General features: G+C 51.3%; 9 protein-coding genes. 2 read left to right on the top strand and 7 right to left on the bottom strand.

The genetic code is table 11. The annotated features are described in order from the left end of the window. Positions 1 to 44 precede the first annotated feature (44 nt). Positions 45 to 533, top strand: coding sequence for a GAF domain-containing protein (locus A3841_RS10985; RefSeq protein WP_073852347.1), 489 nt, complete (start codon positions 45 to 47; stop codon positions 531 to 533). A gap of 619 nt (positions 534 to 1152) precedes the next feature. Beyond that, on the top strand, positions 1153 to 2667 hold the full coding sequence (locus tag A3841_RS10980) for a PQQ-dependent sugar dehydrogenase (protein ID WP_206073079.1): 1515 nt from the start codon (positions 1153 to 1155) through the stop codon (positions 2665 to 2667). Between the two features lie 623 nt (positions 2668 to 3290). Here A3841_RS10980 and A3841_RS10970 read toward each other — a convergent pair. From A3841_RS10970 to A3841_RS10940, 7 genes are all read right to left on the bottom strand, one after another. Then, on the bottom strand, positions 3291 to 4574 hold the full coding sequence (locus A3841_RS10970) for a DUF5690 family protein (RefSeq protein ID WP_235861364.1): 1284 nt from the start codon (positions 4572 to 4574) through the stop codon (positions 3291 to 3293). Positions 4575 to 4964: 390 nt separating this feature from the next. Next, positions 4965 to 6230, bottom strand: a complete 1266-nt coding sequence (locus A3841_RS10965; protein ID WP_139307937.1) for an amidohydrolase — start codon at positions 6228 to 6230, stop codon at positions 4965 to 4967. An 18-nt stretch (positions 6231 to 6248) separates the two neighbouring features. Next, positions 6249 to 7724, bottom strand: a complete 1476-nt coding sequence (locus A3841_RS10960; RefSeq protein ID WP_073852343.1) for an MFS transporter — start codon at positions 7722 to 7724, stop codon at positions 6249 to 6251. Positions 7725 to 7788: 64 nt separating this feature from the next. Next, complete coding sequence (locus A3841_RS10955) at positions 7789 to 8460, bottom strand: NADPH-dependent FMN reductase (protein WP_073852342.1); 672 nt, start codon at positions 8458 to 8460, stop codon at positions 7789 to 7791. A gap of 85 nt (positions 8461 to 8545) precedes the next feature. Next, positions 8546 to 9307, bottom strand: a complete 762-nt coding sequence (locus A3841_RS10950) for an SDR family NAD(P)-dependent oxidoreductase (RefSeq protein ID WP_073852341.1) — start codon at positions 9305 to 9307, stop codon at positions 8546 to 8548. A gap of 386 nt (positions 9308 to 9693) precedes the next feature. Next, positions 9694 to 12288, bottom strand: a complete 2595-nt coding sequence (locus A3841_RS10945; protein WP_083610305.1) for a family 20 glycosylhydrolase — start codon at positions 12286 to 12288, stop codon at positions 9694 to 9696. Positions 12289 to 12377: 89 nt separating this feature from the next. Next, positions 12378 to 13586, bottom strand: a complete 1209-nt coding sequence (locus A3841_RS10940; RefSeq protein ID WP_073852340.1) for a glycoside hydrolase family 27 protein — start codon at positions 13584 to 13586, stop codon at positions 12378 to 12380. Positions 13587 to 13652 lie beyond the last annotated feature (66 nt).

The following is a 13652-nucleotide window of genomic DNA, read 5'->3' as shown; positions in this document are numbered from 1 at the left end:
GCATTGATCCAACTCTCACCTTTTATCTAAAAAACCACAAATTTATGCTTTCCACTACCTCAGCCATTCTCTCAAGCCTCCGCAACCATGCGTCGGAAGTTAACTGGCAAAAGCTTCTTGAAGACATCATTTCGTCCTTTGACTGCTCCACCGGCACCCTTCATTTTTATGACAAGGAATCCAACCTGTTGAAACTACAGGCGCAGCAGGGCATTCCTGCATTCTTACTGCCTAAAATGACAGAAATTCCTATCGGAAAAGGCATGGCCGGCATTGCAGCGGAACGCAGGCAGCCTGTGGAGATGTGTAATCTTCAGACTGATAATTCGGGGGTGGCACGCCCAGCGGCAAAAGAAACAAAGGTAGAGGGATCGATAGCTGTTCCCATGCTGCTAGAAGGCAACCTGTATGGCGTGTTCGGTGTCGCAAAGCCAGTGCCCTACGATTTTACGCAAGACGAGCAGGATGCCCTGATAAGGATTGGGCAAGAGATGAGCCGTTACATTCGTGCACAGGCTTCGCCGGTTGGCTAAAGTATTTACTGCCCCTGCGCTGCATTTTGATAAAATATAACAGGCATGTACTGTCTTTTCCACGGCCATGAAAGGTATGGTTGTTAAAAAACTTGGTAGGCAAATCATTTTATGTAATTGAACGTAGGCTGTATCATAGACAAATTAGATTTATTAAATATTTTCTTCCAGGTGTAACTAATCTATATCTCTTTTTCATCTAACGCATAAATAAATGATGACCTTCCTATGCGAGCAGTAGTTATAGCACCAATCAAACAGAAGTTGTCCAAGGTCAATGACCAGTCAACAGGTGACACATCCCCTCCCTGCTGAAAGCACCGGTTGCACGTACCCCATTTTCCTCCTATTCACGACAAGCTGCAAGAGAAGACAGTCGGTTTACATACAGACCTAACTGCCTTACTGCCCCTTAATCTTTCCTCCTGACCCAGCATCCATAAGGCCTCGATGTGGTTAGGCATATAGGATATTCTTGGCCTATAGGCCGTACGCTCTCGCTTTACAGTACCCGTCCTCAGCTAAATGTTAATATTAAAAAAGAGTTATGAAGCATACTTATACTATATTTTCTTTCCTGCTCTTGGCTTCCTGTTCTGCACCGCAAACCTCTGTTCCGGTGGATGTACTCACAAAGGAAATGCCCAAGGTTCCTATGCCTGATGCCGTAGCTGCTCAGGTACCGGCAGGTTACAAGGCCGAAGTATTCATGCAGGACCTTAACTGGCCAACCAGTATAGACTTTGATATGAGCGGCAACGCGTATGTGGCAGAAGCTGGTTATGTATATGGCGATCCCTTTGCACCGGCCCGGATCTTTAGGATCTCGGCAGAAGGCTCGCTCAGTCTCTATGCCAATGGGTTTATAGGTCCTATCACCGATATACTGTGGCATCAGGACAAGCTGTTTGTATCACATAGGGGTAAAATATCAGCCGTTGGAGCAAACGGAGCCGTTGAGGACCTGGTAACAGGGCTTCCCAGCTATGGCGACCATTTCAATAACCAGATGACCGTGGGGCCGGATGGCAAGATTTATTTCGGCCAGGGCGTAGCCACTAACTCCGGCGTGGTAGGCCTCGACAATGCCTACCCGTATATCTGGCTCCTGCTGTGGCCGGATGTACATGATATTCCAGCCAAAGACATGAAGATTGCCCGTGAAAGCTTCCTGACGCCACAGCCTAATAATGTGCTGGCACGCCAGGGAAATTTGCTGAGTCTCGGGAGCAATGTGACCTATGCCGTTACCAGTATCTTCAACCGTAACAAAAATACGTCGCTGCTGGTACGCACCCGTGGCTTTCAACCTTTTGGAGAGCATAAGCGCACGGTAAAAGGGCAGACGAAAGCCAGCGGCACCATTCTGCGCATGAACGCAGATGGCTCCGGACTGGAAGTATATGCGTGGGGGCTGCGCAACCCGTTTGGTGTCATGTGGGGGCCTGATGGGCAACTATATGTAACAGACAATGCCTACGATGAACGAGGCAGCCGCCCGATCGCCAATGCCAAAGACAATATCTACCAGATCCGCCAGGACGGCTGGTACGGCTACCCGGATTATTCCAGCGGAATCCCGGTAACGGACCCGCAGTTTCAGTCTGACCGTGGTTCTAGGCTTAAATTCCTGATGGCTGAGCACCCACCTGTAGAACAGCCCTGGCTCACGCGTCCTGAAAATGCGGCCTCTACCAAGTTCGATTTCAGTACCAACGATAACTTCGGCTACAAGGGACAGATGTTTTTGGCAGAGTTTGGCCCCGCCACACCCATCACCGGCGATCCTCACCCCGGCACAGGCTATGTCGTAGTTCGTATCGATCCGGCAACCAAAGAAGCTCAATCCTTTTTGAGCAACAGCGCTCCTGGCCCTGAAGGATTGGAAGCGGTTGTCACGGCTGGCCCAAGGCACCCGGTAGAAGCCCGGTTCTCTCCGGATGGACAGACACTTTATGTGGTGGATATTGGGGTGATCCATGGCGATATAGCTGGTGCAGGTCCTTTTCCGCTGCCGATACCAGGCACAGGGGTGATCTGGCGCATCACGAAAGCTGGAGCTACGAGTGCGGGCCCACCTGCCAACTTATCGCCCCTGCCGACTCGCCTGCATAGCTCGGTTCCTAACAAATAGTTAAACGTTGCTACATGGTATAACCCATTTATGCCCTCCTGCACCTGGTCACGCTTGCCCAAGTAGTTCTCCTCTTTGCAGCTGGCTTTTCTTGGTGTCGGCGCCGTTGCCGCTGCCCAGCTTGCTGGTGATGCGCTGCCCCTTCGAAGTAGAAGTGCCCCGGCACGTAAGGCCGGGATTATGGCTGTGCCTCCAAGCATTGACCTTTGCTGCAAATATGGATGCTTATTTCTGAAGAAGGAGAAGGTTCTGACCACATACATGAACAGGCGAGGGAGCGGCCAAAATAATCCGGAAAGAGTAGCCACTTTATCCCATTTCTGCGCCAAAAGCCTCAAATCCTTCAGGAAATGGTTCGAAATTCTTACCCTTTGAGCACCTTACTGGACAAAGAGCTTTTTTTTGCTTTTTGTCCAGTTTTTTTATCTACTACTTATTGCCTATTACATTAGTTTGCAGCACCTCGTTTAGCCCATAAGTTGGAACCCTACTTTCCTCGACTACTAGATTTTCCGAAAATATTGGACTAATGGCAGCTTGTCTCTTTCGGACAAAGGCAAGTAATCAATTTACCCTAACCTTTCATGGGGGCTGAACACTTAGAGAAAATTAGAAGATCATACTTACACTGACGGAGCGGCGAGTAATACTTTGGCCTTAAAGTTCTTATACTTTCTTCCAAAGTATACCATCGAAAAAGCGGTAAGCAAAATACCGATGGCCGAGAGGCCTATCACACTGTTCGAGAAGAAGGTTACCCAGTTTAGCTGTACCTTAAAAATCTCTTTGCTAAACAACACCCCTACGCTGCCCACATAGCCAAATGAGTCGGCCAAGTAAATCAGGAAACCCACGTTCCCGGTATACTTGAAGGTGGAAATGAGCCGGTCAAAAAACACGGCATTGAAAGGGATGTAGACCATGTACAGGCCAAGCCCGACAAGCGTCATCCACCAGATCGGCTCAAGTGATCTCATGGCAAAGAACAGGGTCGATACGCCGGCAATGGTAAAACCTAACAGGATGAACACATGTGCCGCCTGTAGCGCTCTGAAGTTATTTTTTATGAGAACCATACTGCCTATCAAAACCAGGATAACCAGCGTGATAGGCGTTTCTGTTTTTGAAAATATAGCTGGCTGATTAAAGTATCCCAATTCCTTCCACATTTCCGCGCTAAAATTATCGCGGATGTCCCGGAAGATGGTTGCAAAGCAATAGATCAGCACGCAGGCAGCTATACCGGCATAAAACTCTTTCACAAAGCCTCTTCGGTCTTCTTCAGTCATGGCAGTACGCTCCGTTCTATGCAGCATGTCTTCCTCGCTGGGTGGCGGGATCTTTTCCATCAAATAAACAAAGAGCAGGAGTGGCAGGGCAAAAACCAAACCCGTATAAAACGGCACCCAAAATTCCGATACGCCAAAACCCACCATCAGCCAGGCGCCAACTGACTTTACAAAACCGGAGGCGAAGATGAAGCTCACTGCTAGCGTGGCCCCAATAAAATCGGTGCTTTGCCTGCCCTCCACGTAAGAGAAAACAACTCCCCAGAGCATTCCTAACGGGAAGCCGTTTATGAAAAGAAAAGCGATATTATAGGGCGCGGGCACAAGGGCAAAAAACAACCAGCTTACCCAGGAGATTCCCGTCAGGAGGAGAATGACGCTCCCCCTGCCTGTCCGCTTGAGTTCTGAGATATACTTGATGCCATAGAACTTGGCCAGCAGGTACCCCAGCACCTGGCTGATAACCAATAGCGTTTTATAACTATAACCGGCAACTTCCAGCCCATCAAACGTAGCCACCGTAAACGACTTCCGGAAGCCGAAGATCATAGTATAGGCCAGGAAAACCACGACAGCAGCATAAAGCCCAACTCTTAGCTGGCTGTTTTTCTTACTCATTGTTTCTGACATGCTCTTTCCCTCTGTCTCTAGATTTGAATTTCTCAGGCCTTTGCCACCATTCTACTAAGTATAGGTTCTAAGGGGGCACGGTGATAATCTCATTTCGCCCTTCTTATACTTTGTTGTGGTTCCTATAACCTGCTGTTTAAAAACCCCAATTAAATATACAGATTTCTTAGACGCTGCAAATGATCAGGTTTCAGGGATTTCTAAAATGGCATTTGAAGGCAAGTGAAGGAGAGGAAATCAGGCATACGTGCGTAAGAAGCCACACCCGGTATAGCGCGGGTGGGTAGTGTGTTCTTCAACCGCTGGTACGGCACAAAAGGCTAGCTCCTGAGCTTAGCGCGAACGCGGGTTGGCCTTTTCATTCAAAAATATAAGAGGTTAGTCGAACCAGGCTGCGGCGGCTGTCATCATCGCCTGCAGGCCTGTTTTTAACGTTGGGTGAATTACAGGCGCAAACCTGGGTGAATGGTTACTGGGTATGGAATTAATTTTATCCGCTTTCTGAGCCTCCAGGTAAACCTGGGGATCGGTTCCACCCACAAACCAGAAAACATACGGTACTTTCCAATTCCGCCCGAAAACACTGAAATCCTCACTGGCAGAAGCGGGCTTGGTTTCAAACGACCTGTTTCCGAACTGTGCTTCAAATGCTGCAGCCACTCTCGCTGTAGCGATGGCATCATTCACAGTCATGGGGTAACTGACCAATTCAATAAACTCAGGGTCTCTTGGTGCATTGGAAGCAGCACATTCGGCACAACAGATCCGCCTTACCGCTGAAAGGATGTGATCTTTAACGCTGTCATTGAAAGTGCGGATATTCAATTTCAGGGTGGCCTCCTCCGGAATAATATTCTCCTTGGTACCTGCCTGCAAGGCTCCCACGGTCAGTACGGCATTTTCTATTGGGGCTACCTCGCGGGAAATAATGGTTTGCAGGCGCATGGTGGTAGCTGCTGCCATAACCACCGGATCAATGGAAGTATGGGGCTGAGAGCCATGCGACCCCCGGCCAAAAAGTCTTACGTGTAAGCTGTTGCCGGCAGATAAAATGGTACCGCTGCGGTAACTTACAGTGCCTGCTTCGCCCACCATAACATGCTGCCCAAGGATGATGTCCGGCTTTGGAAAGCGATCCATCATACCGTCGTCTATCATACTTTGGGCACCTCGCCCAACTTCTTCGCCAGGCTGAAAAACAGCCATCAGCGTTCCTTTCCAAAGGCCTCTGTTTTCTGAAAACAGCCTGGCCGCGCCCATCAACCAGGCCACGTGCAGGTCGTGCCCGCATACATGCGACACCCCTACTTCTATCCCCTCTTCATCTCTGGCTACCTTCGTGCTGGCGTAGGGCAGGCCGGTATCTTCGGTAACAGGAAGCGCGTCCATATCCGCCCGGAGCATCACCACAGGCCCTTCGCCGTTCTTTAAAATGCCAACCACACCAGTTACCCCGACGCCCGTAGAGACATCAAATTGATACCTGGCCAGATAATCCGCAGCAATCTGGGCTGTCCTGAACTCCACCATCGATAACTCCGGATTCTGGTGGATATCTTTATAAATGGCTTCAAGTTCGGGAAGCAGCTGCTCTAACAGGCTGTCCATTTTATCATTGAGCGCTTTAATTTGAGGGATTTCCATACTTATAGAATTGAAAATTTATACTTTGGCTGACACTATAGCATCAGGGCTGCTCTTCGGGATGGTGAGCAGGATAGCTACGATGGCCACTACGATCATAAAAACGTTAAACAGCAGTCCTACGCCGGCCGCAAACCGCACATTTATATTATCAGTCCTGCCCAGGAAAAGATCTGCCATTGGCGGAATACCTTCGCTCTGGCTAAGACCATAAAAGATAGCTGCTGATATTGCAACGCCAAAAGCAGCCCCCAACGACGAGGCCATTTTATAGATGCCGGACGCTGACCCGGCCTTATTACCTGGCACATTGCTCAGCGCTGCATCCGTAGAAGGTGTCGCATAAAAGCCGAGCCCTATACCAAATAGCGTAAACCCGATAAAAGAAGCGATGATGTATTCTCTGGCCAGTAAAAAGGTAAGGCTGGTGAGCAATATACCAACCCCCGTTATAAAACAGCCAAGCAACATCGGCTTTCTAGGTCCCATCTTCTGTAGTAATTTTTCACCTACACGAATGGTGCTAAGTACGGCTACCAAATAACCGATCGTAATTAAACCTGATTGCAGGGAGGACAGGCCCGCTTCTGCCTGTACGAGCGCCAGCGACACAAGCAACGTGCCGGCAGCCCCGTTAAGCAGGAAGTTGGATAGCGTGGCTCCCGAAAACGTTCGGTTACTAAAAAGCGACAGGTCAACAAAGCCATTTTCGCTCCTTTTTTCTATTCGCAGAAAGATAAGGGTGGCTATTACAAAAATGGCGATGCCTGCAAGTACCGCAGGACTTAGCCAGCCAAGGCCGGCGCCTTGCCCAATAACAATGTTGATGGCCAGCATGGCGACAATAAAGGCGATAAGCCCGGCCCAATCGAAGGGTTTGTCGTCTGTATCCGTTGATTTGCTTTCCGGCGTTCCTCTTATGAGTAAATAACTTACGACAGCGACAAGTATAGACAAAACAAAAATCCAGCGCCACCCCATGGTAGAGGCAACCAGGCCGCCAAACAGGGAACACAGGCCTGAGCCACCCCAGGACCCGATAGACCAGAAGCTAAGCGCCCGCTGACGCGCCTTACCGTCGTAGTAAGCTTTCATCAGGGCCAGGGTCGCTGGCATGATACAGGCAGCTGAAAGCCCTTGCAGGATGCGCCCGGCTAACAGGAAGGTAGCAGTGCCCGAAGGCGAAATAACAATGAGAAGGGAGCCTATGACACTGAGAAGTAAGCCTATGTAGGTCATCTTGACGCGGCCTACACGGTCCGCCAGGCCACCGGCTACAACTATAAAAATTCCGGAAAACAGCGCGGTAATACTGACGGCAAGGTTGTTCAGGTCGTGGCTAATCCCTAAATCTTCCTGCATCACAGGCGCAATGTTCAGGGTGGTTTGAGCGAAGAGCCAGAAGGTGACAACGGCTAAGACGATGCCTAAAATCAGCTTGTCTGTTCCCTGGTAGTGTGCAGTGCTAGCCTGGGTTTGGTGGATTGTAGCCATACGCTCATAATTTATTTTTTATATGAACGTAGCTGACTCTAAAACGGTAAGGGAAATCAAAAAATCAAGCCTCATATTCCACCCTTTCCGTTTCCTTATCCGTTTTTTCTCCCAGAAATTCTACCCAGGCTTTTTTGATACAAGGATAGTGCCTGGAAGCTTCCACCAGATTCATGAAACCGACCAGGTTATCCTCAAACCTTTTTGCCAATATATTATCCTTCAGGCTCCCACGCTCGTCAAAAGCCTCATGAGCCATAGCCAAGGAAAACATATCAGGGTACACCCTGGTGCCCAGGTGCTCCAGTGGAATTCTCAGAGACCACAGCCCCCGGTTCCCCCCGGCCATAGAGGGAGAAGCAGACAACAACAGCGCGTGGTGTTGATGGAAAGGCTGCGGCCGAAAGCGGGAAGCCCAGTCAATCGTGTTTTTCATAATACCGGGCATGGAACCGTTGTACTCCGGCGATGAAATAATGAACGCATCGTTTGCCAGAATCCTCTTTCGAAACGCTTCCGCCCCTTCCGGATGATAGCCGTCCACTTCCAGGTCCTGGTTAAAGGATGGGCAGTCAAACTCACTCATACTTGCGAAGTCGACGGTTCCGCCATTTTTCTCGATGACAAGTGCCGCTAGTTTTGCCAGTCTTGTATTGAGCGAGTTATCTCGTAGGGAAGCCGAAAAAACAAGAAAGCGCACTTGCCCTTGCCTATCATCTTTTTGCTGTCCTTCCATATATTTCTACTTTTTAAAAGGTCGGATACTTATGAATTATTCATTTATCACTTGTTGCATTTCGGAGGTAAGCCAATTTAAATCCTTACTGAACGCTTAGCCCACCATCTACCACCATGGTTGTACCGGTAATGAACCGGCTATCGTCGCAGGCAAGGAACAAAACCGCTTGCGCGATCTCCTCGGGAGTGGCGTACCTGCCCAGCGGTATGGTTTTCTCCAGCTCTTTCTGGGCTGCCTCGGCATGGCCAGGCGCAAAGCCCTCCTCCAGGGAGCGCATCATCCGGTTGTCGACCGGGGAGGGATGTACCGAATTCACCCGGATCTTCCGGGGCGCAGCTTCTACAGCCGCCGCCCGCATAATCCCCACTACGGCATGTTTACTGGTGATATAGGCACTGACGTTAGGACTTCCATTGATCCCAGCCACCGAAGATGTATTGATGATACTGCCCCCATCATTCATTTGCGGTAATACATACTTAATTCCCAGCCAAGCCCCCTTTACATTGACTGCGATTACTTTGTCAAACATTTCCTCAGGATACTCCGCAATCGGTTTTACCACCCCTTCAATGCCCGCATTGTTAAAAAACACATCGATCTTGCCAAAAGCCTTGACAGTGGCATCCGCATAGCGCTGCACATCCTCCGCCTTTGAGACGTCGGCAACACTGTACGCAACATGCTCGCTCCCCAGATCTTTGACTGCCTTTTGAAGCGCTTCTTTTTTCAGGTCGACCAGCATTACCTTGGCTCCTTCTTCTAAAAATAACTTGGCTGTGATTTGCCCAATACTGCCTGCGCCACCCGTGATGATAGCAACTTTGTTTTCCAGTTTTTTCATAGCGTTAGATTTTAATCGTCTGTCAATACGGTGCGCTGCATTCCTGTTAATTCAACTGCCTGCCTTAGGAATCGTAAAGACTGCTGGTTTAAGAGGTACTGCTTATGTCAAACGGATTCCTTAGTCGCTTATCTTTATTTCCTCCCGGATTCTCTGTATTGCCTTACGGCCCTTACCAACTGGCAATTTGTTATAACATGTTAGGTTGATTACCTATAAACTCAAACGAGGAAAAAGGTCCTTAGTTCTTCCTTTGGTCCACAGTGCAGGTTGGGGTCAATCAGTGGGAAAAAGAAGACCTCCAACACAGGTGCATTGGAGGTCTACATTCTACAGTAATTCTGTTTCGGACCCGAAAGGCCGAAACGCCTTTCTCAAACACCTTATTACAGGATGTCACCCATGGGCTTTCTCCCTTTAAAGTCTACAGGAACGAAGGTAAACATCCACTTCACAGGGTTCTGCCAGTCCTTGCCCTTTAAACTACCCACCGGCAGCTTTACAAGAACGGTGTTCCAGCCCTTCTTCACCGGCAAAGCTACAGGCTCCCGGTAAGAATACCCCTCGTCGAGAAGGGGGATCTCGGCATTTCCTTTCTGCCCGGCGCGCTTCCACATCGGCGGCGTTACAAGCTTACCGTTCAGGAAAAGGACACTGCCCCTGTCGTCCCACGTACCACTGGCTGGGGTGTCGGAGTTGTAGGAGCGTGACAAGTCCTGGAAACCAATCCAAAAGTGCCCGGTGGTGTCTGTTTCGCTCCAGAACCGGGTGGTGGCGTACCAGGTGGTGTTTTCCGCTGGTTTCTCCAGCACGCCCCTCACGAGCGGATCCCAGAAATGGCGCAGCACCACGGTGCCCCCCACCGCCTGGGCATCTGGCTTTCTGCCCTTAAACCCCTTCTTTTCAGGGGCAAAAGTGGCTGACAAATCCCCTTTGTTTTTATAGGGCCCAAACAATTTCCAGGAGATATCCGCCTGCGCGGCGTACGGGAAAGGCATATCTTTAAAATAAGACGCCTGAAGATCCGTGAGCCTGCGCTCAAACTCCTGGAACTCCTGCACGCGCGTCGGCTGGCTTACCGGGATATTGGTGATCCAGCCAGGATGGCCGCCGCCTTTCCAACTGCGCTCGGCAAAGGCCAGTATGCCCGGATAAACCGGATTCAGGCGCAGCACATCCTCCTGCTGCAGCACGTTGCGGTCATTCCACACACAAAGCGTAGCGCCCAGCACCTTACCGTCGCCCTCCACACGATCCCCGAACTGGCGGCTGAAAATGGTCGTCACAGCTTCCAGCGGATCCATGTGGTTGAGGTAGAGGTGGCGGGATTCGATGTAGGTATGATCCGGGTTGGTGGCGCCCTCTTTCATCCAAAGCTGGCGGATAGTTGCCTGGTCCAGGTTGCCCCCCGGATCCCATCCAATGGTTTTTTTCCCCCGCTCATGCAGCCAGGCTGTTACCTGGGGCAGGAAATCCGGATTGGTGATCTTCACTTCATCGCCTCCAATGTGCACATAAGGAACATCGTAGGTATCGCTAAAGTCATTGAGGATGTTTTTCAGGTAGGCCAGCCCTTCTTCGCTCTGCATGTCCACGCCCATGGCCCGGGTAAAGGCGGCACTGTGGCCCGGCATATCAATTTCGGGCACCAGCGTAATGTAGCGGTCCTTGCAGTACTGGATGAGTTCCTGCATCTCGGCCACCGTATAGTAGGCGCCTTTGTTGCGCATCATGTGCTCGGGGGCAGTCAGTTGCGGGTAGCGCGGCACCTCCAGCCGCCAGGCAATGTCCTCGGTCAGGTGGAAGTGGAAGATGTTCAGTTTATACTTTGCCATCACATCGATCTGCTCTTTGAGCATCTCCATCGTCTGGAAATTCCGGCCCACGTCCACCATGTAGCCGCGCCAGCCAAAAGCCGGCCAGTCCAGTATCTTACCACCAGGTATGAAAGTCCCGTCGCGCATCAGTTGGGTAAGCGTCTGCAGGCCATTAAAGATGCCGTGTGCCGTGTTAGCCTGCAGCTGCACTTTCTCCTTAGTTACCTCCAGGGCATAGGCTTCTTCTGCCTGGTGCGGTGCCTCGATTTTAGCAAGCGCCAGCGCGATGTGCGGCTCCCCAGCAACAGCCTTTGGCTTGATCTGTACCGCCAGCCCGCGCTCGGCAAGTATACTTTTGAGACGCTCGGCCTCTACGCGCAAGCCCTCCTCCTGCACCACAATGCTGCGGACCCGGTACAGCGGGAAAGCGGCTTCCGTCCATTCCAATTGCTGGGGCGCGGGAAGTACCGCCGGCTTCGGCTCCAGGTCAAACACCTCGTCGTAAACCAGGTGCTTCCAGAACATATAACCGTCTCCGTTCAGGTGCAGGCCATCGTTGGTATACTTGCTATCGAGCTTCCCGGCATTATCAGAGAAGGGCGTATGCAGGTCGAGGTAAGTATAGGTATGGGCGCCGGCGTTGGCCTGTAGTTGCGCGTTCACCTGCTTGATTACCTCTCCGTTGCGGGTATGGCCGCCAAACTTCCCAAACTGGTCGTTTACCGGCAGGATGCTTTGCATGTATACCTGCGTGCCTGGTGTTTTCTCCTGCAGGTAATCCGCTATCCAAAACAAATTCTTCAGCAGGCTGTCCGGAGCTATACCTTGCGCCAGGTCGTTGGTCCCGATCAGGAGAAACACTTTGGCCGGCTTCCGGCCCGCCACTTCATCAAGGCGATGCATCACCCCGGCGGAAACATCCCCGCTGATGCCCCGGTTTTTCAGTCTGCTGTCGGCAAAAAGCTCGCTCCACTCCCCGCCATCGCTGATGCTGTTGCCCAGGAAAATGATGTCCCCCGGGGTGTGGGGCAGGCTGCGGAAAAGCGTTGCCCGCTGGTGATGGTAGGTGGAGAAAAGATTATCCTCCAGCTTTACCGGCTTCACCTGCGCCCAGGAAGCGCTACCCAGAAACAAAAAAAGGAGTAGGAAAACGAACTTTCGCATAACTGTCAGGAATGTAGGATGATGCTTTAGAAAGTGCTGCTCCAGGGCTATACAGCACGCGCCCCGGAGCAACGGAAGGAGTGGCTAATTTAGATCTTCTTGAGGCGGAATAGCTTTGTCTCGTGGGACTGTACGCGTCCCTTCCAGCTTTTGCCTTTGCCCACGGTTTTATGCTCCCACAGGTCTCTTACCTCATACTTTCCATCCAGGCCCAGCTCAGCCCATTTTATACTATAGTTTTTTGACTTTCCATCCCTGTTAAGGATGGCCACGGCCACCTCGCCGTTCTCGAGCGGCTTCACAAACACGTTCCAGGTATCGTTCTTTACCTTGCGCTCCGCCTGCTTGCCCAAAGGGTCCTGGTTCACAGCGATGACCTCTTTGTTAAGTAGGATGCGCTTGGTGGGCTCATTCATATTACGCACGTCGTTGGTGGCGATCAGCGGAGAGGCCATGATGCTCCAGAGACTCATCTGGCTCTGGTACTCGGTATCGGTCATGCCAATTCCACCCAGGTCGCCGGAAGGCCCCGGTTTTCCGTAAAGCCCTACCACCAGCATGTCGGCATCGTTCCAACGGCCAGGGCCGGCATAGGCATGCAGTTCCGCGTTAATGTCCAGAATGTCGATGATTCCTTCCGCGTTCTCCTGATCGCTCAGGTTCTTCCACTTATCGCGCACGTCGTAGGTGGTGCGCCACAGGTGCCCGCCGGCTTCGGCGGCCCAGTGCCATGGCTCGCGCTGGCCCCACTCACAGATACCGAACACAATATCACGGCCGCTCTTGCGCAGGGCCTCGCTCATTTTGGTGTAGCGCTCCACGGCTGTGGCCGAGTCCTTGGGCGCATGGCAGTAGTCATACTTGAGGTAGTCGATGTCCCAGGAGGCGAAGGTCTTGGCGTCCTGCTCTTCAAAGCCCAGGCTGGCCGTGTAGCCCGCGCAGGTGAGTTGCGCCGCATCAGAATAGATTCCGAGTTTAATGCCTTTGCCGTGCACGTACTCGGCCAGGGCCTTAATCCCGGAGGGGAATTTCTTCGGGTCGGCAATGATGTTGTTGCGGTTGTCGCGGCCACCCTGCCAGCCATCGTCGATGAAGATGTAGTCGTAGCCGGCCTCCACCATACCTGTGGCCACCATCGCGTCCGCCATCTCCCGGATGTCCTTCTCGTGGATGTTATCAGCAAAGAAATTCCAGGTCATCCAGCCCATTGGGGGCGTGGGGGCTAAGGTCTTCTGCTGCTGGCCCGAAGCAGCGCACACATAAAGGCTAAAAACAAAAAGTAGGAAAAATTTTCTCATAAGGGTACTAACGCTCGGTTAAACTGTAATAAAGATTATGCTTGGTTTATAACTTGAAGTCCTGCT

It is taken from the genome of Pontibacter flavimaris (assembly GCF_001907195.1).
GTDB classification, from domain to species: Bacteria; Bacteroidota; Bacteroidia; order Cytophagales; family Hymenobacteraceae; genus Pontibacter; species Pontibacter flavimaris.
The sequence above is the reverse complement of the archived record's forward strand: the minus strand, read 5'-3'. Positions and strand labels throughout refer to the sequence as shown.

Excerpts from the sequence above, each read along its gene's own strand:
- A3841_RS10985 (WP_073852347.1), top strand. The coding sequence starts at position 45 with ATGCTTTCCACTACCTCAGCCATTCTCTCAAGCCTCCGCAACCATGCG.
- A3841_RS10970 (WP_235861364.1), bottom strand. The coding sequence starts at position 4,574 with ATGAGTAAGAAAAACAGCCAGCTAAGAGTTGGGCTTTATGCTGCTGTC.
- A3841_RS10965 (WP_139307937.1), bottom strand. The coding sequence starts at position 6,230 with ATGGAAATCCCTCAAATTAAAGCGCTCAATGATAAAATGGACAGCCTG.
- A3841_RS10960 (WP_073852343.1), bottom strand. The coding sequence starts at position 7,724 with ATGGCTACAATCCACCAAACCCAGGCTAGCACTGCACACTACCAGGGA.
- A3841_RS10955 (WP_073852342.1), bottom strand. The coding sequence starts at position 8,460 with ATGGAAGGACAGCAAAAAGATGATAGGCAAGGGCAAGTGCGCTTTCTT.
- A3841_RS10950 (WP_073852341.1), bottom strand. The coding sequence starts at position 9,307 with ATGAAAAAACTGGAAAACAAAGTTGCTATCATCACGGGTGGCGCAGGC.
- A3841_RS10945 (WP_083610305.1), bottom strand. The coding sequence starts at position 12,288 with ATGCGAAAGTTCGTTTTCCTACTCCTTTTTTTGTTTCTGGGTAGCGCT.
- A3841_RS10940 (WP_073852340.1), bottom strand. The coding sequence starts at position 13,586 with ATGAGAAAATTTTTCCTACTTTTTGTTTTTAGCCTTTATGTGTGCGCT.